This is a genomic window from Maridesulfovibrio sp. (genome assembly GCF_963676065.1).
GTDB lineage: Bacteria > Desulfobacterota > Desulfovibrionia > Desulfovibrionales > Desulfovibrionaceae > Maridesulfovibrio.
The window spans coordinates 3,201,887-3,227,932 of the sequence record NZ_OY780933.1; the positions used below are offsets into that span (position 1 = coordinate 3,201,887).

Here is a 26,046-nt window from a genome sequence, read left to right on the forward strand (position 1 = left end):
ACCATTGCGCTGCTCACCAGCTAAAAACAATTTTATTTAATATTATCGAACATCTCCAGAGCTTCATCAAACTCATAATTATCAACTGCTTTCTGAATCAGCTTAAGCTTTTCACTTACTTTACCAAGGTTGGAAAAAGCTAGCAGCCGGTCCAGCACATTATTTGCTTCGGTATCTGAATCCTCCATCAATTCCCGCAGCTTGCGCATCAGAATATCATACTCCGAATCACTTACAACGCCCGCAGCAACCACATCATCAGTCTGTTTATCAAAATATTTTTCCAAACCAAGCACCACAACGTTCAGTGCCTCTAAGACTTTCGTCTGAAGATAATTGATTTCCTGCTCAGATAGTCCTTTATCACATGCCTTTTCCAGCTTTTGAGCTGCATGATAGAGTTTTTGAGCACCTATATTACCGGCCCCTCCTTTTAAGGAATGGACACAACGGGTTGCAGCTGTGGGGTCACTATCAATTAGTGATTCAGAAAACATTAATTCATAATCTTTGAATTCCTGCAAAAAGATCGACAACATTTTTCTATAAAGAGAATTATCATTGTTAAGCCTTTTAAGGCCTGCTTTTACATCTATTTCAGGCAAGTTAAACATATCATCGTCTGATGAAATTTCTTTTGAATTATCAATATCCGGCACTGTTTCGGCCGAAGACGCATCTGTAGGTGTTGAAGGGGAAATCCATTTGCTCATAGTATAAATCATCTCCTTAACCTGAATGGGTTTACCGATATGATCGTTCATACCGGCCTGTAGAGATTTCTCGTAATCACCGATCATTACATTTGCGGTCATGGCAATAACCGGAAGATGTTTTAATTTTTCATTCTCACGTATTTTACGGGTAGCGGTATAGCCATCCATTTCCGGCATCTGGCAATCCATAAGAACGCCATCAAAAATGTCATTTTCAAGGATTTCCAGACACTCTCTGCCATTTACAGCAAGATGCACGTCCACCCCGTATTTTACAAGTATATCGTTTGCAACATTTTGATTTATCTTATTATCTTCTACCAAAAGGACTTTAGCGCCCCGAAGTTTAGCAGCAGCTTCATCAATTACTTTTTTCCGCGATTTTGTCGGCCGGGAGCATCGCTCTTTCGCTCCTATGGCAACAGCTACAGAATCAAAAAGTACTGACGGCAAAGTAGGCTTGTTCAATGAATCAACAACATTACCAAGCACTTCAGCGGCAGTTGTAAATTGCGGACCGCCGTAGGTGGAGTCCATTACAATCTTTGGTATGTCGGAAAACTCTTTGTTCGCGTCTAAAATTCCGGAAATATCAAGTTTATCCTTGCGAGAAATATTCCAATTCATAAGAATCAAGTGGTACCTATGAGGATCTGTCCGCTTTTCCAATAAAGCGATAGCTGCCGATAAGGACTCTGCATCTTCAACATTAAATCCAAACCCGGATAATGTTTCCGATAGAACCTTCCTTGATGTGTCATTACTATCCATGACAAGAATATTATATGATCCGGTGTCGAAACTATCTTCGGAAAACCACGAATCATCGGCGTTCTTTTCCAGATCTACGGTAAAATAAAAAGTGGTTCCTTTACCCTGCTCACTTTCGACCCAGATTTCCCCGCCCATGAGTTCAGTTAATTTCTTGGAAATCGCCAGTCCCAGACCGGTTCCACCGTATTTTCGGGTGGTGGAAGAGTCTACCTGACTAAACTCCTGAAATAATTTACCCTGCTCTTCTTCACTCATGCCTATTCCGGTATCCTTTACCCAAAAAAGAAGGCTGAGCTTTCTATCCTTTTGTCTGGCTACTTTTGCACCCAGAACTATTTCGCCTTTTTCTGTAAATTTCAGAGCGTTATGACCAAGGTTTAATAAAATCTGCCCCAGCCGTAATGGATCACCTATCAGGCTCATGGGTAGATCCGGCTGTATATCAAATATTAATTCCACCCCAGATTCTTTTGCCCGCACTCCAATTACATCGGCTATATTCTCAAGCGTATCTTCCATGCGGAATGCTATCTTCTCGATATCAATTCTGCCCGCTTCTATTTTTGAAAAATCCAAAATTTCGTTGAGAATGCCCAAAAGATTTTCAGCAGAGCCATTAATCTTACTGATATAATCAAATTGCTTACGATTTAAATCTGTATCTAGAACCAGATGAGACAGCCCGATAATCGCGTTCATGGGAGTACGTATTTCATGAGACATATTGGCAAGAAAATAAGATTTAGCCCGGGTAGATTCTTCGGCAATTTCCTTTGCCTCAGCAAGAGCCTTCTCACTTGCCTTGCGTTCGGTAATTTCTTCAACGATACCATCGATTGAAATTATTTCTCCCGATAAATCGCGCACAGAGTGAGCTGAGACAGCAATGATGCGCTCTTCTCCTCCGGGATGGATATAGCTCATCTCAAACTGGTGCTGAACTTCCTCTTTAGCAATCATTTCCGAAATCAACCGGGAAATTCTGTCAAACTCTCCGGGCTTCCAGTTAATTAAGCTCAACCAGTCCTGACCGATAGTTTCATCCCTGTCCAAACCGAACACGGAAATGAATCCGTCACTGGCATAAAGAAGTTTTCCATCCACACTGTGACTGAAAATGACAAACTGATCACCGATCTCGTCAACCAGCTTCTGATATTTTTCCTGACTGCTTCTAAGCGTATTCTCCATCCTTTTGCGCTCAGTTATGTTCACCGTCCAGCAGAGGATTCCCGGTTCTCCATGATAATTAAAGTCATAAAATGAAAGGAGAACATCAATAATCTCACCGTTGATATCGTACAACCGGCTTTCAAGATCTTTAAAATAGCCATGTTTATCAAGATGTTCGAGGACAGTATCTCTAACGTCAGGATTTACATAAATTTTTCTAGCCTCTTCACCTACAGTAAGTCCCATCCTCACCATAGCCGGATTTGCAAAACGGGTTACCCCGTTAACAGAAATACCAACTCCGATGGGGCTGGTATCCAAGATAGCTTGTAAACGCTCTTTTTCACCGGCAATAGCTTCTTCCATCGCTTTCCGGTCAGTAATATCACGAACAACGGCAACAAAGATCACATCATCATTAACTACTGCCGAATTAACAGCTATTTCCATAGGAAATTCTTCACCGTTCCTGCGTCTTGCAGGCACCTCTACCTGCTTACCCACTACTTTTGAGATACCTGTTCTTAAATAATTTTGAATATATGCATCATGATCTTTCTTAAAATCATCAGGCATTAGCATAGTAATATTCTGGCCGATAATTTCATCACCTAAATAACCGAAAGTCTCTTGGGCCGCAGGGCTGAATTCAGTAATTATTCCCTTGGAATTAATTACTATAATCCCGTTTTTAGCGGTATCGATAATCCCGCGCAGTCTGGCCGTCCGTTCAGCCACTGTCGCCTCAAGTTCATTCATCGTCGTTTCAAGCTTCTGCTGGGATTCCTCAATTTCCGTAATATCGATAAATGTTTCGAGCAAAATCTGTCTGCCGTTTCTTTCAATGAGCGATACGGATTTCATAATAGGCAGCAGTTCACCGTTTACCTTACGCAGCTTCCGTTTAGACATATCGTGACTCTGATGAAGATCCAGAATAGGACAGCTGTTCACATCTGAGGGGCAGATCAAATTATGACATGTTTTACCGATAAGATCGTTGCGCTCAAATCCGCTTAGCTTCAGAGCAAAATCATTAATGTGGAGGATCTCCCGACTATCGGCATCCACCTGAACCACTCCGGCTGAAATGGAATTAACGAGTTGATTCAGGTATTGCTCACTTTTCTCGATTTCACTGGACCGCAATATAATTTCATTTTGATACTCATCAATTGAATCAAGCATCAAATTAACATTCTTACCCAGATCATAAATCTCATCACTGCCATCTATCGTTACTCTCGCCTTGGAATAACCGTATTTCCCAATGGAAGACACCTGCTCGCGAAGGCTTTCAATACGCCTGAGAACCTTCCGGTGCAGTAAAAAATATCCCAGGAGAGTCACAACAAAGAGCATAAAGATTACGCTTCCATAATAAAAATAAGCAACAAGAGTACCGTATTCAGAAATACGGCGCAGGACGGAAGTTTTTAATACGGCTACAGCCTTGCCATCAATATCAAAAAGAAAAGTTGCGCCTGTAGCAACTTTTTTGTCGGGATAGACTATACTGCTGTTGTCTTCGGAAGCCATTAATCTGGAAACGAGAGGGGAATCGATGCGGATAGGACTGATAGAAATGGGAAATCCCAGTAGATCGGCTGCGTTTTCAAGTAGTGGAGAGGAAAGCCTGCGGACCATGACCATGTAGCCTACAGATGGCCCGGTTCCGTCACTTTTCAAGATGCGACGTTTAGCAAGTAAACCCAGATTTCCTTCCCTTAGTTTAACTATCCCTCCCCAACCGGCCTTGTTTTCAGAAATTTGAGGCATAACCTCTGAGCTACGCTGAGCGATAAGCCTTTCCAGCTTGGGATCTTCGTCACCTTGAACACTATAAGCTCTCGAAAAAATAATTTTTTTATCATTATCCAGGATAACTACAGCAGCTAGTTTCTGATCGCTAAAGGTTTCAACCAACAAATTTGATTGAATATATTCAGAATTTACATTCTGGACGAACTCATAGGTATCATCCCACGAAGTCCAATCGACCAGCAGGGAACTTAAGTCGAGCAACTCGCTCCGAATAGATTTTTTTGCTGAATCAATGCTGGAATAAACCTTTTCGTTTTCCAGCTCCTGAAATCCGGTTTCCACTATCCGGTTGGAAATAAAAAACTGGCCAACAGCAAAAAGGACAGCCATGGCAGCGATGCTGATTATTGCGATATGACGAAGCTTCAACTTCCCTCCCGAATTATAACCCTTTACCATCAAAACAGCTTGCGGTTCTTGTCCTTATTTTCTAGCAACAGGACACTCCTCACTGTTTGCTTTCATTATTTCAAGAACTTCTTGAATATTATCCATAAAAACAGAGACAAGTTCAGGATCAAAATGACTTCCGGATTCACTTTGAATCAACGCTATGGCCTTTTCAACCGGCCACGGTTCCTTATATGGTCTTCTGCTGGTCAAAGCATCGAAAACATCCGCAATAGCCACTATTCTACTTTCAATGGGTATGTCTTTCCCCTTAAGACCGTGAGGATATCCTGATCCGTCCCATTTTTCATGATGACTCAGAGCAACAGAACGCGCCATTTTTAATAACGCATTGTCATGCCTGCCAATAATTTCCGCTCCGATTTCTGAATGAGTTTCCATTATTTTACGCTCTTGAGGAGTCAATTTACCGGGCTTAAGCAAAATTTCATCAGAAATTCCGATCTTACCTACATCATGCATAGGGGTAGCGTTAAGAAGAAGCGAAACCTCCGCGTCTCCCATTCCTATCGCTCTAGCAATAACACATGAATAATAACTCATGCGGATAACATGCATGCCGGTTTCATTATCTTTATATTCCGCGGCGCGACCCAATCTACGAATTATTTCAAGCTGGGTGCGGGCTAATTCCGCTGTTCGATGAGATACCGCAGTTTCAAGCTCTCTTTTATTATCATATAATTGCAGGTGGGTTTTCACTCTGGCCAGGACAATGGACGGGCTGACAGGCTTGGCAATATAATCTACAGCACCTAATTCAAAACCCTTGGCTTCATCCTCTGTTTCATCTTTGGCTGTAACAAAAATGATCGGGATATTTTTCGTTCGCGGGTCCCCTTTAAGACGGCGGCATACTTCATAACCATCCATGCCCGGCATCATAATATCAAGCAATATCAAGTCAGGAATAGAATCAAAGGCTATCTGCAACGCCTTAACACCGTTCTTAGCCGCTTTAACTCTATATTCACCTGATAATATTTTAGAAAAAACCGCGATATTATCAGGGAAATCGTCAACAACCAAAACAGTCTGCTTCGAATAATTAATACTCATCTATGCTCCGTATTGAATAGCCGAACATCAGTAATCAAAAAGTTGCCCAATAAAGATAAACTTAAATTTAATCTAAACGTTACACCCTTGTCTAACCATATGTTGAACTATATGACCATTATTTAATTCATCTCCCTGAAATCCAACTATCTTCAACCTAAATTCAATTATTACGCTTGACTTGCCGGAAGAGTGAATTACTTTGATATAGTGGCGGACAGAAACTGATCGCCCGATCACTCAAGGAGTAATTGTAAGATGAGCGTGAAATATAAAGACTACTACAAACTTTTAGGCGTTTCCAGATCCGCAAGTAAGGATGAGATTGCCAAGGGCTTTAAAAAGCTTGCCCGGCAGTATCACCCGGACTTGAATCCGGATAATCCGGATGCGGAAAAAAAGTTTAAAGAAATCAACGAAGCATACGAAGTGCTAAAAGACCCTGAGAAGCGGAAAATGTACGACCAGTTCGGTGCGGACTGGGAGCACGGTCAGAATTTCCGTCCGCCTCCAGGCTATGAAAACATGAACTTCGGCGGCGGCGGTGGCGGATTCGGAGGATTCGGCGGCGCAGGTGGCGGTGATTTCAGCGACTTTTTTGAAACCATTTTCGGTGGTGGCGGTGCCAGCTTCGGCGGCGGTGGCGGATTCGGAGGAGCTCAGGGATTCGGCGGTGGCGGTTTTCACCAACAGCGTCCGCGCAAAGGCGAAAGTTCAGAGACCACCCTGTTGCTGACTCTTGAAGAAGCATACAAGGGCGGTCCAAAGTCCGTAACAGTTCAGGAAAAGGCAACCGGACCGGGCGGACACCCGATGGTTCAATCCAAGACACTGGATGTTAAAATTCCGGCCGGGATTAAGGAAGGCCAGAAAATCCGCCTTTCAGGACAAGGCTCGCCGGGACCGCATGACGGACCACGCGGTGATCTTTACCTGAAAATTAAAATTGCGAACCATCCGCACTTCAAGCTTGAAGAGAACAACGTCATACTTGATCTTCACCTCACACCCTGGGAAGCAGCCCTCGGCGCGAAAGTGAAACTGCCGACTCTCGACGGAACGGTTGAAATGAATATTCCAGCCGGCCTTGGAAGCGGCAAGAAATTGCGCATTAAAGGGCGTGGCCTCGGTACCGGAGCCAAGAAAGGCGACCAGTTTGTTCGCATAATGGTTCAGGTCCCTAAAGCCGAGACTGATGAAATGAAGAAACTCTGGGAAGAAATGGCTGAAAAGTCCGACTTCTCACCCCGTTCATTTTAAAGGAGGAAGCGATGGACATCAGCAAGAAAAATGAAGCGCAGCCTCCGAGCAGTTCCAAACGGCTGGTCATCACACAGGTAGTGGAAATGACCGGGCTGGATGAATCAATAGTTCTGGAACTGGTCAGCATGGAATGGGTGCGGCCCGGTACGACCGGCGACGGTCACTATCTCTTTGAAACCCGCGATCTTTATCGCATGACCAAACTTTCAAGACTCTGTAAAGACCTTGAAATTACCCCCACAGGCGGGTCCATCATTGTCGATCTGCTGGACAGGGTGGAAAAGCTTGAATTGCAGATCGAAGAGATGAAAAAATTAATTTAAGAAAAAAGCAATGACTTGCGATCTTTCTACAGGATTCAGACTCCTGCCAAAAACGCAGTACAGACTCAGGGGGAGAATAAGCCCTCCCCTCTGAGAACAGTAGAAGTGCGTCCGGATTTCAGGCAATCCCTGAAAATGAGTTGTGAATCTTGAATGCGAGTCAACTAAGATAAAGCAAAAGGAGACTTTTTATGGATCCGAACAAATTCACACAAAAAACCAACGACGCAATTGCTGCGGCACAATCTCTGGCTGTAAAACACGGCCAGCAGCAGATAGAAGTGGAACACCTTCTCCTCGCTCTTATTGAGCAGGAAAAAGGAATTGTTTCCAAAATTCTTCAAAAATCATCTATTGATCCCGCGGATTACAAAGCAGCCGTAGAGGATGAGATCAAGAAGCTTCCCCGCGTCAGCGGTCCCGGCGCACAGCCCGGACAGGTCTATGTAACGCAGCGGCTGAACAGAATTATTGTCGCCTCCGAAGATATAGCACAGCGCATGCAGGACGAATTCATAAGCGTTGAGCATCTCTTTCTTGCCATTATGGATGAGCACGGCTCTACCGGGGCAGGCAAAGTCAATAAATCTTTCGGACTTACCAAAGATAAAGTTCTGGAAGCCATGACCTCTATCAGAGGTAACCAGCGCGTGACAACGGATAACCCGGAAGCCACTTATGATGCGCTCAAAAAGTACGGCCGCGATCTGGTGGAAGAAGCCCGCAAAGGCAAACTGGACCCGGTAATCGGACGTGATTCCGAAATTCGGCGTGTAATCCGTATCCTTTCCCGGCGTACCAAGAACAACCCGATCCTGATCGGTGAGGCCGGGGTTGGTAAAACAGCTATTATTGAAGGACTGGCCCAGCGTATTGTCAAACAGGACGTACCTGAAGGCCTTAAGGACAAGACTGTATTCATGCTCGATATGGGCGCCCTCATCGCGGGAGCCAAATATCGCGGAGAATTCGAGGAACGCCTCAAAGCCGTACTCAAGGAAGTTCAGGAATCCGAAGGACAGATTCTCATCTTTATTGATGAAATTCATACCATCGTCGGTGCGGGTAAAACAGACGGAGCAATGGATGCGGGCAATCTGCTCAAACCAATGCTGGCCCGAGGCGAACTGCACTGCATCGGAGCGACTACGACCGATGAGTACCGCAAATACATTGAGAAAGATCCGGCCCTTGAACGCCGCTTCCAGACCATCATGGTCGAAGAACCGACAATCGAGGATACCATCTCGATCCTGCGCGGTTTAAAGGAACGTTTTGAAGTGCATCACGGTGTCCGCATCAGCGACAGCGCGATTGTTGAAGCGGCAGCTCTTTCCGCACGCTACATCACTGACCGCCAGTTGCCCGATAAAGCCATCGACCTCATTGATGAAGCCGCGGCAATGATCAGGACGGAAATTGATTCGCAGCCCTATGAACTGGACAAGGTAAACCGCCAGATCCTACAGGCTGAGATTGAAAGGGAAGCACTGCGTAAAGAAGACGACGCGGCATCTCGTGAGAGACTCTCCAAGCTGGAAGATTCTCTCACTGAGATGAAAATCAAACAGTCCGAACTTATTGAACAATGGGAAAAGGAAAAAGGTTCCATCGATACTGTTCGTGACCTTAAAGCCCAGCTCGAAAAGACCAAAATTGATATCGAGGAAGCGGAACGAAACCTTGATTACAACCGTGCTGCGGAACTGAAATATTCCACTCTGCTGGCTCTTGAAAAACAGCTGGCGGAGGTTGAAAACAATATTGAAGGCGATGAGGATAAAGTCGCAGCAGACAGCAAACGTCTGCTCAAAGAGTTTGTCGGCCCGGATGATATAGCCGGCATCATCGCCCGCTGGACCGGAATTCCGGTCAGCCGTCTGGTTGAAGGTGAACGCGAAAAACTGCTCCGCCTTGAAGATATCCTGCATGACCGTGTTATCGGGCAGGATGATGCTGTCCGGGCGGTCTCCGAAGCAGTGCTGCGTGCCCGCGCAGGATTGAAAGATCCTTCACGGCCCATCGGATCGTTCATTTTCCTCGGTCCCACCGGGGTTGGTAAGACCGAGCTGTGTAAGGCTTTAGCGGAAGCTCTCTTTGACAGCGAAGAAAACATCGTGCGTATGGACATGTCCGAATACATGGAAAAACATGCGGTAGCCAGACTCATCGGAGCCCCTCCGGGCTACATCGGTTATGATGAAGGCGGGCAGCTCACCGAAGCTATCCGCCGGAAACCTTATTCCGTAGTGCTCTTTGACGAGATTGAGAAGGCTCATAGCGATGTATTCAACGTACTCCTGCAAATCCTCGATGATGGCCGAATCACAGATTCTCAGGGCCGCACCGTGGATTGTAAGAATACCATCATCATTATGACCTCAAACCTCGGTTCGCAGCTCCTGCTGGAAGGGATCGAGAGCACCGGTGAATTCAAAAGCGGTGTGCAGGAGGGCGTAATGAATGTTTTACGCGGACATTTCAGGCCGGAATTCCTGAACCGTGTAGATGAAACCGTTCTCTTCAAGCCCTTGCTTGAAAATGACCTTGTCCAAATCGTTGACCTGCAACTGGCAGGACTGCGTGCGCGTCTTGAAGAACAGAAAATGTCCATGGAAGTATCGGACAAAGCCAAGGCATTCATCGCCCACGCTTCCTACGATCCAATCTACGGGGCCAGACCGCTCCGCAGGTACTTGCAGGCTCATGTAGAAACCCCGCTGGCCAAGAAGATCATTGGCGGCGAACTGCGTGAAGATAATGCAATTAGTATCGATGCTGGGGATGACGGATTGGAATTTAAAACAGAGTAATCAAGCATAATGAACAGATAAAAATCCCTCAGCTTAACGGCTGAGGGATTTTTTTTATTATAGGCAAAACAAATAATATAAAGACATTAGTTTATTACAACTTTTTAGTGACATTGAGTTCTTCCATTAAGTTCTCAACCCCTTCATTTTGCGATAGGATCTGACGAAATTCATTTTCTATCTTAGTATGAGAATATTGCGCATAATCTGAATATTTAGAAATATTATACTTATCACAAATTTCACGATAAGCACTCTGTACCATATCACTATATTCAGCAATCTCCCTATTATGCCGTTGTATGAACATTTCCTTTTCCATATCCGTTTTTTGCCCAATTTTAACGTCTAGTTTCGTACATGGCGGCCAATATTCAGCGTACCATTCAGGAAGGCGATATTCTTCCAATGGTAAATCAGTCTGCTTACTGGCGTCCATCTTTTGGGCCATTTCCTTTGCTTCTTTGGAAATGGAGACCTTGTCCCCAGCAGTATTAGTCGATTGAACATTCTCTTTACACGATGAGTTTGCGTTACTTTTAAAAGTAACAGCCTGCGAATAAGTTGCACCCTGTATATACATGAAATCTCCTTCGCTGGGAAAAAATTACCTTTTTGAATAATCATGCAATCATTATTCCGTATATAACTATAGTTGATCAGGATAATAATTTTATGTATTGACAACGAAACCCAAATTAAATAGTAATAGTTATCAACAGTAAAAAAAGGAGATTAATAAATGCAGAATAAAGTACTCGAAGCAATGAAAGAAGCAGGCAAACCTGTCCGTCCCGGTGATGTGGCTAAAGCTATCGGCGAAGAATCAAAAGATGTTTCTAAAGCCATTCAGGCTCTTAAAAAAGACGGAAAAGTACACAGCCCCAAACGCTGTTATTACGAACCTCTTTAAAATATATTTAGCGACCACTAGTCTCTCACACTCCACGCAAAAAGGCGGAATGTTCGTCCCACCCGAACATTCCGCCTTTTGCTGTCTGCTTTGCATAAAAAACCGCAATTTCATAAAAGAAATTGCGGCCTTAATTTTTTGATAACGCTCAATAGCGCTACGCGGCGAAGCTTATTTAAACCCTTTTGCAAAAAGGTTTAAGCCGCCGGAGGCATGCTTTAAATCAGCAGAATACCCACCTGATAAATAATCACTGACAGCGTGTAGCCGAAAGCAAGAGACCCGAACACCGAGAAAGTAGCCCACTTCCAGTTCGTCTCACGGGCTATAACCGCCACCGTAACCATACACGGCACATAAACCATCAAAAAGATGAACACCGACCAGATGACGGGACCGGTCCAAGCTTTATCAGCTGCTATTCTTTCACTTAGCGAGAGAGCCCCATCGGGATCTTCTTCCCCTAATGAATAAGCCGTAGACATGGTGGAAACGAATACTTCCTTGGCTGCAAAAGCTCCGATAAAAGCGATATTTGCCTGCCACGGGAATCCTGCTACATCCGTAACCGGAGAAATAGCTTCACTCAAACGGCCTGCATAGGAATGCTTGAGGGCTGCCTCTCCTTCGTTGTAGCTGATCTGAGAAAGGGATTGCGCAAGCTTGCTTTTTATTTCCTGTTCGCTACCGGACCATGAAGCACTCTGCTCAACTATCTTGGTCCGCTGGGCCTCATAACCGGCAACACGTTCAGCCGGCAGCTGCGGAAAAGTCATCAACGCCCACATAAGGACGGAAATGGCAAGGATTACGGTCCCGGCCTTCTTTATATATTCCCAGACGCGGTCCCATGTATGGATGGCAATCCCGTGCAAAGTGGGAATACGGTAGGGGGGCAACTCCATAACAAACGGGGTGGATTCACCTTTGAGCGCAGTCCAGCGCAGAAGCCGTCCGAAACAAAGAGCCAGCAGCCAGGAAATAAGAACCAGCCCGAACATTACCGTGGTCGCATTATCCGGGTAAAAAGCACGGACCAGCATGAGGTAAGCTGTGGTCTTGGCACCGCAGATCATGAACGGAGCGGTTAAAATAGTGGCAATACGTTCCTTGGGACTACGCAGGGTACGGCAGGTCATAACACCGGGTACTGCGCATCCTCCCGGCAGACCGCCGGACATGATGAACGGCATAATCGACATACCGTGCAGCCCGAATGAACGAAATACACGGTCGACCATATACGAAACACGGGCCATATAACCGAGATCTTCGAGAAAAACGAGCATGGCGAACATAATCAGGATCAGCGGCGTAAACCCCATCACAGCCCCTACACCGTCAATAACCCCGGAAGTGATCATAGATTTGAGCAGACCGTTAGGCAGCAGAGAACCGATCATATCGGAAAACCATGCAAAAATGCTTTCCACCCAGCCCTGCGGCACAGCTCCGACATTGAATGTAACGTAAAACATTCCATACATGATCAAAAGCATGATCACAGGACCTAAAAATTTATGGGTCAGCACCAGATCAATCTTGTCGGAAAAATCGAAACGCAGATTGTCCTCACGGCTGATGACTCCCTGCTTGAGGATGGAATTAATGAATCCATACCTGTAATCTGCAAGGACAGCTTCAGGATAAGTGTTCAGGGTTTTCTGAATATGCTCAGAAACCTTCTGGACCTCTTCCTCCAGTCTCGCGGACAACGGGCCGGCCTTACGACCGTTTTCTATAACGATTTCATCTTCTTCAAGATATTTAACCGCCAACCAGTGAGGGTCGTAGCGGTCAGTCATGAAATCATTTTCGGTGATAATCGCAGTCATTTCTTCAATGACCGGATCAAGATCGTGACCGTATGAAATATTTACCGGATTCCATTCGCCTTTAGTCGTTTCCACAACTTTTTGGACGGATTCCATCAGTTCTTCCTTACCCTCGCCCCGGCGGGCCACGCATTCCACAACAGGAACGCCCATAAGCTCGGATAACTTTTTGGAATCAATACGGATGCCTTTTTTGCGTACCTCGTCCATCATATTCAGGCCGAGAACAACGGGAACACCTATCTCCATGAACTGCACCGCAAGGTACAGTGAACGCTCAAGGGAGGTTGCATCAAGCATGTTGATAACAACTTCCGGCTTCTCATCCACAATAACATTCCGGGCAACAACTTCTTCCATAGAATAGGAAGTAAGCGAATATGTTCCGGGCAGGTCTACCAGATTAGCGCAGAATTCAGGGGTGCAATAGCGTCCCTCTGTGCGGTCCACAGTAATTCCGGGATAGTTGCCCACTCTCGCGGTTGAGCCGGTCAGGGCATTAAACATGGTGCTCTTGCCGCAATTGGGCTGACCGGAGACCGCTACAAAATATTCCTTTCCCATACCTTAATCCTCGGGATTAACCACAATGAAATCAGCTTCATTATTGCGCAGGGTCAATGTAAAACCTTTCATGCGCAGCGCGACAGGATCTTTAAGCGGAGCGCGTCCTACTACCATGAATTCCGTGCCGGGAACGAGCCCCATATCCCGGATACGGCGGCCGAGTTCACCGCTGGCATTTACCGAGACAACAACACCTTTCTGGTCTTTTTTCATTGTTCTGAGTGATACAGACATAACTCCCCTTATATCAAACACCTTACATTTTGATTATGAATAGCATTCTCAGCTGCGGATCTAGAGCAGCCGTAATTTGAATCCGTTACTTAGCCACGCTCATGATTGAAAGTCAATCTCACACCTGACAATAATATATGTATTTTTTGAAACAACCAATACTATACCATTTAAGTATGCATTATCCGACGTCAACATGCTATGATAATTTTATTGTGGATAAGATTCCCTGGAACCTTTACAGTTCATGAACCGACTATCCTTATAACCCCGTATTATTTTATATGAAAAAAATACTTTCTTACGAAGACCTGCGGCAATACGCCAAAATTCTTTCATGGGCCTTAAGCAGCCAGATGAAAAACGGCCTTAAAAACAAAGATATCATCGTAATTAAATATGATTACCCTGCCACCCCGCTGGCCGAAGCTCTCTTCGCTCTACTTATAGAAAAACACCTGCACCCGGTAATGGAGATCGCACTGACACCAGCCATGAAGGCAGAACTTTACATCAATTCCAGCTACGGACAATTAACATTTCATCCTCCCGGCAAGGAGGAATTATACGCAAAGGCGACAGGAGTTGTACGCATTCATGCCTCGGAAGAAGTGGAAGCCATGACCGAAGTTGATCCACGCTCAATCACGGAAAGCCGGAACGGCTCCCGTCAGTTCAGACAATCCATCGAGAAACGCAAGCTTTATGGAAAACTCGCATGGACAGAATGCGTCTACCCAACACAGGCGCTAGCGAAAAAATCAGGTCTAACCCTTGAAGATTACACCACCCGCCTGATGCGGGCCTGCTACCTGAACATGCCCGAACCGGACCGTGAATGGAAAAAGATATCCGAACAAACCGATGAAATAGCCCGCTGGCTTACATCTCTTGAGATTAAAACCATACGCATGCAGTCCGAACTTTGTGATCTGTTTTTCTCTCCCGGAGAGAACCGCCGCTGGCGGGGTGCCGCCGGTGAAAACATACCCGGTTACGAGGTGTACATTTCACCTGACTGCCGCACCGTAAACGGGATTTACTTCGCAGACCTGCCATCATTATATATGGATAAAGCCACATTTGGAATTCAAATAGAATTCATGGACGGCATCGCCATGCGGGCCAAAGCCATGGGTGGAGAAAAATTGCTGCTCGATCAGTTACGGACGGATGGCGGTTCCCGCCGCGTGGGTGAATTTTCGCTCACCGACGCCTCCATCTCCCGGGTAGACCATTTCATGGCTCAAACCATACTTGATGAGAATTTCGGCGGCGAATACGGCAGCTGTCACATAGCACTGGGACAATCATTAAGTGAAAATTTTGCAGGTCCGCCGGAAATACTTGATAAAGCGATGATGGACTCTCTGGGATTCAACACTTCATCCATTCATTGGGATCTCGTAAATACGGAAGAAAAAAAAGTAACCGCTAACCTTGCCGATGGCAAAAAAGTGACTATTTACGAGAACGGACGGTTCAATTTGCCATAAATAAGCATGAATTTGAAAAAAGTTCCCTTTCCACCTCTTTAACGTGTTGACAAGATATGCGGGATGCTTATTTGTCTAATTGTGCGGTCTGACTGCCCTTTTTAAAGGTTCTCAGGCCGCTAATTTATGACACCGGAGAGTCCATGTCTGCAAAAGAAGATAATAAAGAAATGAATGAACAGGAAACCGCGGCTACTGAAACAGAAGAAACCGCGGAAGCTGAAAATGAAGTAACTTTAAGCGAAGAGGAACTCAAGGCTCTTTGCCGTGAACACGTATGCCCCGCATGCGATGTGATGGGCGAAGCCAAAGAGGAACGTCTCCGCGCACTGGCTGAAACGGAAAACATAAAGAAACGTCTCGCCCGCGAAACTGCCGAATTGAAAAAATTCGCGGCGGATTCGATTCTTTCCGATTTACTGCCCGTTCTGGATAATCTTGATCTGGCCCTTGACCATGCCCAGAATCTTGATGCCTGCAAAGACTTCGTAATCGGCGTGGACATGACCAGAAAAATGTTTCTGGAAACCCTCGCCAAACATGGTCTTAAGGCTGTGGGTAAAGTCGGAGATGAGTTTGACCCCAATTTTCACGAAGCCATGGGCATGGCTCAGGTTGCGGATATTCCCGACAAATCCATCGCCCAAATCATGCAGCGCGGTTACGTGCTGAAAGAACGCGTCATCCGCCCTGCAAAAGTAATGGTGAATAAATTATCCTGATTTTTGCACCCGGCCTCTTTACAACCGGGATTCAGGACTTAAATCATAATGCAGTAAAACAAAAAATACATCTGGAGGAATTTATATATGTCTAAAATTATCGGAATTGACCTTGGAACTACCAACTCCTGTGTTTATGTTATGGAAGGTAAAGACCCCAAATGCGTTTCCAACGCAGAAGGCGGACGTACTACTCCTTCCATCGTAGGCTTCACTGACAGCGAACGCCTCGTTGGTGAAATCGCAAAACGTCAGGCTGTTACCAACCCTGAAAAAACCGTATTCGCTATTAAACGTCTTATGGGCCGTCAGGTAAGTACTCCTGAAGTAAAAAAATGGTCCGAACACTGCCCCTACCCCATCGTAGATGGTAAAGGTGGCGATGCATGGGTTGAAATCGCAGGAAAGAAATACAGCCCGTCCGAAATTTCTGCCATCATCCTGCAGCAGCTCAAAAAAGATGCTGAAACATACCTCGGCGAACCTGTTTCCGAAGCAGTTATCACCGTACCCGCATATTTTAATGACTCTCAGCGTCAGGCAACCAAAGACGCAGGACGCATTGCCGGTCTTGAAGTAAAACGTATCATTAACGAACCTACTGCAGCATCTCTCGCTTACGGCTTTGACAAAAAAGCCAACGAAAAGATCGCGGTATTTGACCTCGGTGGCGGTACCTTCGATATCTCCATCCTCGAAGTAGGTGACAATGTCGTTGAAGTACGCGCTACCAACGGTGACACTTTCCTCGGCGGTGAAGACTTTGACAACGCTGTAATCCACTACCTCGTAGATGAGTTCAAACGTGAAAACGGCATTGACCTCGCAAGCGACCGCATGGCTCTTCAGCGCTTGAAAGAAGCCGGTGAAAAGGCAAAGAAAGAACTCTCCACTTCCATGGAGACTGAAGTCAACCTGCCCTTCATCACCGCTGACCAGAACGGCCCCAAACACTTGATGGTCAAGATTTCCCGCGCCAAGCTGGAAAAACTGGTTTCCGACCTTGTTGACCGCACCAAGGCTCCCTGTCAGAAAGCACTGAAAGACGCAGGACTCACCGCAGCTGATATTGATGAAGTTATCCTCGTCGGCGGTATGACCCGTATGCCTCTGGTACAGCAGAAGGTTCAGGAATTCTTCGGTAAAGAACCCAACCGTTCCGTTAACCCGGACGAAGTTGTAGCAATGGGCGCATCCATTCAGGGTGGTATCCTCGCCGGTGACGTAAAAGATGTACTCCTGCTTGATGTTACTCCTCTGTCTCTGGGTATCGAAACCATGGGCGGTGTTTTCACCAATCTTATCGAAAGAAACACCACCATCCCGACCCGCAAGAGTCAGGTGTTCACCACAGCGGCTGACAACCAGCCCTCTGTGTCCATCCACGTTCTGCAGGGTGAGCGCCCCATGGCTGCTGACAATATGACTCTCGGACGTTTCGAGCTGACCGGAATTCCCGCAGCTCCCCGCGGCGTACCTCAGGTTGAAGTTACCTTTGATATCGACGCCAACGGCATTGTAAACGTTTCCGCAAAAGACATGGGCACCGGTAAAGAACAGTCCATCCAGATCACCGCTTCTTCCGGCCTGTCTGAAGACGACATCGAAAAGATGGTCAAGGATGCTGAGTCACACGCTGAAGACGATAAGAAAAAGCAGGAGCTCATCGAAGCCCGCAATCAGGCTGATTCCCTGATCTACACCACTGAAAAATCCCTGCGTGAAGTAGGTGAAAACGTGGATGCAGAGCTCAAGGCTGACATTGAAGCCAAAAGCGAAGACCTCAAAAAGGTTCTGGAATCTGAAGATCCTGAAGCCATCAAGCAGGCAACAGATGCTCTGGCACAGGCTTCCCACAAACTGGCTGAACAGCTCTACGCCCAGCAGAATCAGGCTGGCCCCGAAGGCGCAGCAGGTCCTGAAGGCGCAGCAGATGCCGGTGCAGCTTCCGCAGATGAAGATGTAGTCGATGCAGACTTCACCGAAGTAAAAGACGAAAAAAAATAATTCCCGTACGCACTTGCATAGCTGAAAAGTAAAGTATAATTTAATCCGGCCTTCCTTGATTACAGGAAGGCCGGATTTTTTTTGCCTTCCCTTGACGAATTAACTTTCATGGGCCACAAACTTTGCATGGAAAACTCAATGAATAAAGATAAGGCCGCGCGCCTTTCACACAATATTTTTGCCGTTGTCCTGTTGGCGACTTTTATTTTTGCCGCATCAGGCTGTGTTTCACTTCAAAAACAGCCTGTCAAAATCCCCACCGTTTCCACGGAATCGATGAACACCCAGACTCTGGTCAGTGAAGCGGAAAAGGCATGGAAAACACGGGATTATATCACCAGTGAACTTTTCTACACCAGATTGCTGGAACGAAGCGACATACCGGAGAAGGTAATACTTCCGGCAACGGAAAGACTGGCCGTAAGCTCCTTCAAATCCGGCCACTATCACGAAGCCGAAGCCCGTCTCGATCAATGGAAGAAACTTTCGGATGAAGCGGTAAACTCGCCGGTCTGGCAGAAATACTATTTCGAGACCCTCACAGCCATAAAAGATTTTCCCAAGTTGAGAGATCATCTTTCCCAGACCATGGAAGATCCGTTTCTGTCATGGGAAATCCGCTCCGCTGCCGGGAAAAATCTTTCCGGCATGAAGCAGGATGCCGAATCTCTTGCCGCTCTTGAAAGGCTCTATGCCATCGCTCCCGAAGATTCCAACAAGCAGGAGCTTGAGCAATGGTTCATGAAAGGACTTGAAGAAAAAAGCATGGCTGAAATCGCAGCCATGGCCTCTCTTGTTCCTGCCGAATCCAACTTGAAGTTTCCCTATGAGCTGCTGATCTTCGAGAAGGCCGTACGCCAATCTGAAGATACTGAATACTGGCCTATGTCATGGCGCGCCATGGCCGGAATCATCCAAAACGGCCAGATTGAAGATAAGGCTTACTTCACCGGAATACTGAATAAACTTGAAGAGAAGCTCGGAATACCACGCGTGGGTATCGCTCTTGTACTTCCCATTTCAGGTCGTTTTCAGGAATACGGGTGGAAAATAGTGCGCGGTGCCAGCGCCGCCCAGTGGGAAATGACCAAAGCCGGGCTCGATGTTGACGTGCAGGTTATCAATACCGAATCTCCCGATTGGGTGGAAAGGCTTCAGAACCTGCCTCCCTGGTACACCACCATTGGTGGTCCCATAAGCGTAAAAGCTTTTAAACAACTGGAACAGGCCGGAACCTATGCGGACAAAGTAACCTTCTCCTTCCTTGCCAAACCGGGCGATCTTGAAGAAGGCAAGCAGGTCTGGAGATTCTTTTCCAGCCCGGAAGACCAGATCCGTGCCTCCCTCGACCTTGCTGTTAATGATCTGGGCATCACAAAACTGGCTGTTCTCTATCCGCAGGAAAAATTCGGACGCCAGATGTCCAAGAAATTCTTTGATATGGCTGCCATGCGCGGAGCAAAAATAACCGGCATGGAATCATATCCTCCCCGGGATTTTCCCAAATGGGGTAAAGTCGTCGGCAAGCTGGTCCGTGCTCCTCAGAAAAAGGCTCAGAATAAAGCCGAAGGGCTGGGTGAGGACGCTCCCCTGCCGGAAACAGATTTCGGTGCGGTTTTTATACCGGACACATGGCATCAGGCACAATTGCTGATCCCGCACTTCTTTTTTCATGAAGCGGATACCCTCGTATTCCTCGGACCTGAGCTCTGGAGTCAGGCACTGAACTCAGCCCGTGATGTTGAAGCCCGTAATCTGCGCCTGACCGTAGCTCCCGGGGCATGGTGGTCCGCAAGCGACGGCGCAGGACGTCTTAAAGAAGTGATGAATCGAGAAGGTCTCGGCACTCCTGATTTCTGGATTGCACTGGGCTATGATTTCATCAAATTCGCAGGACGCCTCGGTACATTTTCCCAAGGCTGGACAGCCCAAACAGTTAATGCCCGCATCAGCGAAGCAGAACATATGGATTTCAGCCTCGCTCCCATAAGCTGGGATGCACAAGGACATGCCAGCCAGAAACTCTACCTGTTCCGTCCTGAACAGAACGGTAAAACCCGCATCGACGCAAAGCTTATAAGCACGACCCTGGCTAAGGCCAAAGCAAGACGAGAAGCCCGCGTTAAAGCCTGGGAAGAGAATCAGGCGGAGCAGGAAGCGAAGAAAGCAGAACAATAATTACCTCCGCGTATCCGGCGCAATCGGATACAGAGACAAGAATTTAGATCAATAAGAAAAGATTCCGCAAAAGGAGAAATTCATGAGTGACGAAAAACTCAATTTAGAGGAAGTTGCCCGTGTGGCACGCCTTGCAAGACTTGATTTATCAGCAGAAAAAACCGCGTTATTTGCAGGCCAGCTAAATAACATCCTCACATACATGGACAAATTAAACGAAATAGACACTTCCGAAGTAGAACCCATGTTCAGCCCGGTGGAAAATACCACTGTGCTGCGCAAGGATGAAGTCAAGAAGGAACATACCAGAGAAGAAGTCCTTTCCAATGCCCCGGACTCAGACGGTCAGTATTTCGTTGTTCCCCGCATAGTATAACTTAAAGCCCATACGGATTAAAATATGTCCTCATTAATAGAAAAATCGCTCACTGAAATCCAAGCCATGCTGCAGGCCAAGGAAACGACAACAACAGAAGCTGTTAAAGCATGCCTTGAGCAGATAGAAAAAACCGAACCGGTAACCAAGGCCCTGCTGGCCACCTGCAACGAAGAAGCCCTTAAACAGGCGGAAGAAATGGACGCCGCAGGACCGGATGCATCCAAGCCACTCTGGGGTGTTCCGGTTGTCGTCAAGGACGCAATTACCACCAAAGGCGTTCCCACTACCGCAGGTTCCAAGATTCTGGAAAATTTCACTCCATTCTACGATTCAACTGTAGTAGCCAAACTTAAAGAAGCCGGCGCAATCATCGTCGGCAAGGCCAACATGGATGAGTTCGCAATGGGTTCAACCACTGAGAACTCCGCATACCAGACTACCACCAACCCCTGGGACGCCAAACGCGTACCCGGCGGTTCTTCCGGCGGATCAGGTGCAACCATCGCAGCCGGTCAATGCTACGCAGCTCTGGGCACCGATACTGGTGGTTCCATCCGTCTTCCTGCGTCATTTTGCGGTTGTGTAGGCGTTAAGCCCACCTATGGCCGTGTTTCCCGTTACGGACTGATCGCTTACGGTTCATCCCTTGACCAGATCGGACCGATGACCAGAACCGTTGAAGACGCCGCCAGAGTTCTTAATGTTATCGGCGGTCATGACCAACGCGATTCAACTTCCGCAGAAAAACCAATGGAAGACTTTGTCGCCGCCCTTGATGAACGCAAAGATCTTTCCGGCCTGACCATCGGCCTGCCTGATGAATACTGGGGAGAAGGACTTTCAGATGAAGTTGCCGAGGCATGCCGCTCTGCTATCACCAAGGCGGAAGAACTGGGTGCCAAAACAGTTCCGGTTAAAATTTCCATGACCGAATACGCCATTGCCACCTACTACATCATCGCAATGGCTGAAGCCAGTTCCAACCTGTCACGTTTCGACGGAGTTCGTTTCGGTCACCGCACCGAATCCCCTGAAGATCTAGCTGAGCTTTACACCAAATCACGCACCGAGGCATTCGGTGATGAAGTGCAACGCCGCATCATCATCGGAACCTACGTACTTTCAGCCGGTTACTACGATGCATACTACCGCAAGGCCGCACAGATTCGCAGATTGCTGCAGCAGGACTTCAATAAAGCATTTGAATCATGCGACCTCATAGCCGGTCCGGTATGCCCCACAACAGCATTCCCGGTAGGTGACCTGACCTCTGATCCCTTGCAGATGTATCTGCAGGATATCTTTACTATTTCACTCAACCTTGTAGGAATGCCGGGCATGTCCCTGCCTGTTGCATTCGGTAAAGAATCCAACATGCCTGTAGGCCTTCAGTTCATGGCTCCTGCTTTCGACGAAAAGACCATGCTGCAGACCGCACACATCCTTGAAAAGAACCTTCCGCAGCTGCCTAAGGTGAAAATGTAAAGCTAAATAAATTACACATAAAAAGAGAAGCCCCATACTCATGCGAGTATGGGGCTTCTCTTTTAAGAACCGCGAAAAAACATTCTATTATAAAATTAAGAAATTTTAAATAATATCGACCTTCCTGAATCTGAAAGTCAACCATGCAAAAAAGAGCAGCACAACGTCCCGGGCTATCGTAATCTGCATATCAGACACACTGGAAACATCGGTAGAAAAACAGCCGCAGGCTACATCTATCCCGCGAAAAAGATTCGCTGAGAGAGCTGCTATAAAGACCAGCAGCATGCCCGTAAGTATAGTGGCAACCGCATCTACGAAGACTCCGCAGATCAGCATGGCCCCGCAGACAAATTCAAGCCAGGGCAGAAAAAAGGCAAGCGGGCCGATCATAATTTCCGGCAATAACTGATAATTTTTAACGATCTCGGCAAAAGCCAGCGGATCGACAATCTTATCCAAACTGGCAACAATAAAAACAATTCCGAGAACAATACGGGGGAATGATTTAAAATTCATTAGTCAGCCTCCAGATCCATTCCGGCTCCAATCCAACCATCTATACCGTCAGTAAAAACTGTAATATCCCTGTATCCCAACGCCAAAAGCTTTTTGGCTACGATGCGACTTTTTCCACAGGAAAGCCCGTCACAATATACAATCACAGGACGCTTCCTATCCACCAAAGCAGCCTTTTCGAGAAGTTCATCTTTGATCGCCCAGGAAGGGATGCTTACTGCTTTAGGAATGTGCCCCATAGAATAATCCGTATCACTGCGGGCATCTACAAAAGTATACTTTTCAGGTGCAAAGTTCTCAGTCAATTGCAAGGTATTAATTTCTTTTATTTCAGGAGGCTGGGCATGCCCCAATTCCGCAAAAGTATACGGTTCGGGACGGGCGGAATTGAAAACAACCGCCAGCCCCCCGGAAAGAGCGCATATCAATATAACTTTGACCAAAAAACCAGTCATTTTACCAAACTTCATTACCGTAGCCTAATTTTTAATTTGTAGTTATCCAGCTCGAATAATCAGTAACAATATGAAATGAGTGCACGGTTTCAAGCAGAATTGCAAGTCCGGAACCACGCTATATAAACTAAAAAAGGGTGTGTTCATAAGAACACACCCTTCTTTCAGCGAGACCGGACACCCGGGATAAACCGTTACCGCTGCTTCCTTTCGGACCTGACGGGGTTCACAGCGCACCCGCCATCCGGCCTCTCTGTTTTAAGACTTCGTCGTTGCGACGAGGTGAAATACCTATTTATTCCTGCCGGAATTGTCAAGCCTTATCGCTCATAATTACAATTTATTTTAAAATTTTCCTAAAAAAGAACGCTCAGCCCACTTATTGGCAAAAAAAATGAAAACTTGCCACTTTATCTCGCTCCTTGTTTCTGCTTAAATGAACCGAGCAATCATAGAAATCAATAACATGCATGGAGAACATATGAACGCTAAAAATGTAAAAGATGTCGAAGGCATCAAAGTTAAGCAAATAGGCTACAAAGACAAAGACTACCCAGTGAAAGGCGTTACTATCCGCTGGCTTTCCAAAGCTGGTGAAGATTCTAACGGACAGCCGGAATATGGATTGCGCCACTTTACAGTTGAACCGGGCGGGGAAATTCCGGCCCACAACCACTTCTACCTCCAGACCGTTTACGTGGAAAAAGGTCAGTTCGAATGTTTCACATACGACCCGGACACCGATGAAGCCGTTGAAAGCAAAATATGCGGCCCCGGCGACTTCGTATTCTCCGAATGCATGGAACCGCACGGCATGCGCAATTTAAGCGATACAGAAGAAGCTACATTTCTCTGCTGTATCGGCTGCGTGTATGAAAAATAACCTTTTGCTTTAATATAAAAAAAGGCCCGCTCAGTATCAAGGCGGGCCTTTTTTTTAAATAGTCGGTGTTGATTCAATTTGCCGGTTTGAATCATGATTTATAGTGTCAATTCCAGAAACTATTTGACTTAACTATACACTATGATGCTTTTTTAGCAATCTGAATTCTATAATTAATTATGTCATCTACAGTCAGCACAGGCATATCGTGCTTCTGAGCGAAGTCTACGATCTCAGGCAATCTTGCCATTGTCCCGTCCGGGTTGGTCAGTTCGCAAAGAACGCCGCAAGGACTGAGCCCTGCCAGACTCATCATATCCACAGTTGCTTCAGTGTGTCCGCCGCGTTCAAGGACACCGCCTGCACGTGCGCGCAGAGGGAAGACATGTCCGGGTTTATGCAGATCGTCAGCTGTGGCACCTTCAGCAATTGCAGCCTTTACGGTAGTCACGCGGTCTGCTGCGGAAACTCCGGTAGTAACGCCTTCAGCGGCTTCGATAGTAACAGTGAAGCCGGTCTGATAACGGCTAGAGTTGGACTCAACCATCATAGGCAGACCGAGCTGATCAAGCTTTTCCTCGGTCAGGCAAAGGCAGACGATACCGCTGCATTCGCGGATCATCATTGCCATCTGCGCATCACTTAATTTTTCCGCGGAAAAGATAAGATCGCCTTCATTCTCGCGATCTTCGTTGTCGCTCACAAGAATGCCTCGACCTTCACGCAATGCCTGAAGACCTTTTTCCACCCTCTCTACAGGGGTTCCATACTGGGATAACAAATTCTGATTCATGGTAAATCTCCAAATTTCGAGACCAGAATCAGGGCGATAGAATAGACAGCTGTCCACAATGGAACAGCGCGCAAGTGTAGGGAAGGCCACCTGCGATAAGACTGTCTCACTCTCTTTCATCCGGACTATAACCGTCGGCTCCGGAATTGCACCGGATCTGCTGACCCTTTTCACCAATTGAAAAGGCGCTCGCGGGCTGTCTTTAAAACTTAAAGAGTCACCGCCGGTGGGGAATTACACCCCGCCCTGAGAATTAAGATAATTTTTTCTACTTATAAAACCGCAAGTTAGTCAAGGGTATTTTTTACTTAAATCCAAGCAAAAGCAAACACCCCGCTCCAACCGGAACGGGGTGTTTAAAAATTATGCCTATACCAAAAGACTATTTAAAACTGTCTTCAAAAAGCTTTTCAATGGCCTTTTTACCGGACTCTTCAAGGAAACGGGTTCCGGTGGCGGTAAAATGCCTGTGAGTAATTTTCGGTGCGTCACATTCGGCCCATTTCTCTTTTTCCCAGCAGAACCAGCAGTTTTTATCCTGAGAAAACACATACAGGGGCTTGTTGCATATTTTCGCAAACTCAGCTCCCCATCCGGTTCCACCTTTTACAGTGCCATCTTCAAGGATATTACCGATTATGAAAATTTCGTGTCCGCTATTAACCTGCCAGCAGATTGACTGAAGGACCTTGCGAAAAATCGGGGCACGGGTGAAGTTGCGGTTCATCAATTTGGAGACATAAGTAAGACTTACGTCCTTGCTTTCAAGTTCCTTTTCAGTAAGGACCCGCAAACCACGCTGACGGGCATTCTGATGGCCTTCAAAACTATAGTTAACTTCCTGAAGTCCGTACTTTTCAGCATTCACTCCGAATTCGCTTTCTGTGCCGGAAGCACCGCCGCTATATAAAATGAACTCTTTAGGATTACTCATTCCTTCCTCCAGTATTTTGCTTGTCTAGTTTCGTGAAAAGGACTGATACACAAAAATGATCAAGTCTACAATCAGGATTTCGATCGAACTTCAATTTGCACCTGATTTGTCCATACGACAAAATCTGGAACTTATCTACATAAAACAATGATTTTCCATGATTAAGAAATATGAGACTATTCCACAAATAGCATTGATTATTTTTAATATGATAGAATGAACATTTTTCTCTTAAATTTATGTTCTAACAATATAATTCGTCAGTTTCACTCTCTAAAAAGACGGATATA

20 protein-coding genes, 1 other RNA gene and 1 riboswitch are annotated in these 26,046 nt (G+C 46.3%); of the genes, 11 read left to right on the top strand and 10 right to left on the bottom strand.

Translation table 11 applies throughout. From position 1 onward, the window contains the following. Window positions 1–32: 32 nt before the first annotated feature. Both ACKU35_RS14350 and ACKU35_RS14355 read right to left on the bottom strand, forming a co-directional pair. Window positions 33–4,856, bottom strand: a complete 4,824-nt coding sequence (locus ACKU35_RS14350; protein ID WP_319760161.1) for a PAS domain S-box protein — start codon at window positions 4,854–4,856, stop codon at window positions 33–35. 54 nt (window positions 4,857–4,910) lie between these two features. Next, window positions 4,911–5,957: a two-component system response regulator gene (locus tag ACKU35_RS14355; protein WP_319760163.1), complete on the bottom strand. Its 1,047-nt coding sequence runs from the start codon at window positions 5,955–5,957 to the stop codon at window positions 4,911–4,913. A gap of 258 nt (window positions 5,958–6,215) precedes the next feature. On the opposite strand from ACKU35_RS14355, the gene ACKU35_RS14360 reads away from it, so the two are divergent. The 3 genes from ACKU35_RS14360 (at window position 6,216) to clpB (ending at window position 10,356) form a co-directional block, all read left to right on the top strand. Continuing rightward, entirely contained in the window at window positions 6,216–7,217 is a 1,002-nt protein-coding gene (locus ACKU35_RS14360; RefSeq protein WP_319760165.1) for a DnaJ C-terminal domain-containing protein, read from the top strand. Window positions 7,218–7,228: 11 nt separating this feature from the next. Next, window positions 7,229–7,543 (top strand): chaperone modulator CbpM, encoded by a 315-nt coding sequence (locus ACKU35_RS14365; protein ID WP_319760167.1) that lies wholly within the window; start codon window positions 7,229–7,231, stop codon window positions 7,541–7,543. Between the two features lie 191 nt (window positions 7,544–7,734). Next, on the top strand, window positions 7,735–10,356 hold the full coding sequence (gene clpB / locus ACKU35_RS14370) for an ATP-dependent chaperone ClpB (RefSeq protein ID WP_319760169.1): 2,622 nt from the start codon (window positions 7,735–7,737) through the stop codon (window positions 10,354–10,356). A gap of 94 nt (window positions 10,357–10,450) precedes the next feature. Here the strand turns inward: clpB and ACKU35_RS14375 are convergent, their stop codons facing one another. Continuing rightward, entirely contained in the window at window positions 10,451–10,939 is a 489-nt protein-coding gene (locus tag ACKU35_RS14375; RefSeq protein ID WP_319760170.1) for a hypothetical protein, read from the bottom strand. 159 nt (window positions 10,940–11,098) lie between these two features. Here ACKU35_RS14375 and ACKU35_RS14380 point away from each other — a divergent pair, with 159 nt between their 5' ends. Next, window positions 11,099–11,269: a transcriptional regulator gene (locus tag ACKU35_RS14380; RefSeq protein ID WP_319760172.1), complete on the top strand. Its 171-nt coding sequence runs from the start codon at window positions 11,099–11,101 to the stop codon at window positions 11,267–11,269. 218 nt (window positions 11,270–11,487) lie between these two features. Here the strand turns inward: ACKU35_RS14380 and feoB are convergent, their stop codons facing one another. Both feoB and ACKU35_RS14390 read right to left on the bottom strand, forming a co-directional pair. Then, window positions 11,488–13,668: a ferrous iron transport protein B gene (gene feoB, locus ACKU35_RS14385; RefSeq protein WP_319760174.1), complete on the bottom strand. Its 2,181-nt coding sequence runs from the start codon at window positions 13,666–13,668 to the stop codon at window positions 11,488–11,490. 3 nt (window positions 13,669–13,671) lie between these two features. Next, window positions 13,672–13,905, bottom strand: a complete 234-nt coding sequence (locus tag ACKU35_RS14390; RefSeq protein ID WP_319760176.1) for a FeoA family protein — start codon at window positions 13,903–13,905, stop codon at window positions 13,672–13,674. Window positions 13,906–14,189: 284 nt separating this feature from the next. On the opposite strand from ACKU35_RS14390, the gene ACKU35_RS14395 reads away from it, so the two are divergent. From ACKU35_RS14395 to gatA, 6 genes are all read left to right on the top strand, one after another. Continuing rightward, complete coding sequence (locus tag ACKU35_RS14395; RefSeq protein ID WP_319760177.1) at window positions 14,190–15,401, top strand: aminopeptidase; 1,212 nt, start codon at window positions 14,190–14,192, stop codon at window positions 15,399–15,401. A gap of 143 nt (window positions 15,402–15,544) precedes the next feature. Beyond that, on the top strand, window positions 15,545–16,123 hold the full coding sequence (gene grpE / locus ACKU35_RS14400) for a nucleotide exchange factor GrpE (RefSeq protein WP_319760179.1): 579 nt from the start codon (window positions 15,545–15,547) through the stop codon (window positions 16,121–16,123). A gap of 87 nt (window positions 16,124–16,210) precedes the next feature. Beyond that, a complete protein-coding gene (gene dnaK / locus ACKU35_RS14405; RefSeq protein WP_319760181.1) occupies window positions 16,211–18,130 on the top strand; it encodes a molecular chaperone DnaK in 1,920 nt (639 codons plus the stop codon). Between the two features lie 138 nt (window positions 18,131–18,268). Next, window positions 18,269–20,308 (top strand): penicillin-binding protein activator, encoded by a 2,040-nt coding sequence (locus ACKU35_RS14410; RefSeq protein WP_319760183.1) that lies wholly within the window; start codon window positions 18,269–18,271, stop codon window positions 20,306–20,308. An 82-nt stretch (window positions 20,309–20,390) separates the two neighbouring features. Next, the gene (gene gatC, locus ACKU35_RS14415; RefSeq protein WP_319760185.1) at window positions 20,391–20,684 is read left to right on the top strand and encodes an Asp-tRNA(Asn)/Glu-tRNA(Gln) amidotransferase subunit GatC; all 294 of its coding nucleotides are present in this window, start codon (window positions 20,391–20,393) and stop codon (window positions 20,682–20,684) included. Between the two features lie 24 nt (window positions 20,685–20,708). Beyond that, window positions 20,709–22,172 (top strand): Asp-tRNA(Asn)/Glu-tRNA(Gln) amidotransferase subunit GatA, encoded by a 1,464-nt coding sequence (gene gatA / locus ACKU35_RS14420; protein WP_319760188.1) that lies wholly within the window; start codon window positions 20,709–20,711, stop codon window positions 22,170–22,172. Window positions 22,173–22,277: 105 nt separating this feature from the next. On the opposite strand, the gene ACKU35_RS14425 is transcribed toward gatA, so the two are convergent. From ACKU35_RS14425 to ffs, 3 genes are all read right to left on the bottom strand, one after another. Beyond that, window positions 22,278–22,691 (bottom strand): MauE/DoxX family redox-associated membrane protein, encoded by a 414-nt coding sequence (locus ACKU35_RS14425; RefSeq protein ID WP_319760190.1) that lies wholly within the window; start codon window positions 22,689–22,691, stop codon window positions 22,278–22,280. After that, entirely contained in the window at window positions 22,691–23,161 is a 471-nt protein-coding gene (locus ACKU35_RS14430) for a rhodanese-like domain-containing protein (RefSeq protein WP_319760192.1), read from the bottom strand. Before ACKU35_RS14430 ends, ACKU35_RS14425 begins: the two co-directional genes overlap by 1 nt. A 146-nt stretch (window positions 23,162–23,307) precedes the next feature. Continuing rightward, window positions 23,308–23,403, bottom strand: an RNA gene (gene ffs / locus ACKU35_RS14435) — signal recognition particle sRNA small type. Between the two features lie 224 nt (window positions 23,404–23,627). Between ffs and ACKU35_RS14440 the strand changes: the two genes are divergently transcribed. After that, complete coding sequence (locus tag ACKU35_RS14440; RefSeq protein ID WP_319760194.1) at window positions 23,628–24,029, top strand: cupin domain-containing protein; 402 nt, start codon at window positions 23,628–23,630, stop codon at window positions 24,027–24,029. Window positions 24,030–24,168: 139 nt separating this feature from the next. Here ACKU35_RS14440 and ribB read toward each other — a convergent pair whose 3' ends face one another. Both ribB and ACKU35_RS14450 read right to left on the bottom strand, forming a co-directional pair. Then, on the bottom strand, window positions 24,169–24,822 hold the full coding sequence (ribB, locus tag ACKU35_RS14445; protein WP_319760196.1) for a 3,4-dihydroxy-2-butanone-4-phosphate synthase: 654 nt from the start codon (window positions 24,820–24,822) through the stop codon (window positions 24,169–24,171). Between the two features lie 104 nt (window positions 24,823–24,926). Continuing rightward, window positions 24,927–25,080: riboswitch (FMN riboswitch) on the bottom strand. A gap of 124 nt (window positions 25,081–25,204) precedes the next feature. Next, complete coding sequence (locus ACKU35_RS14450; protein WP_319760198.1) at window positions 25,205–25,756, bottom strand: hypothetical protein; 552 nt, start codon at window positions 25,754–25,756, stop codon at window positions 25,205–25,207. Window positions 25,757–26,046: the final 290 nt, after the last annotated feature.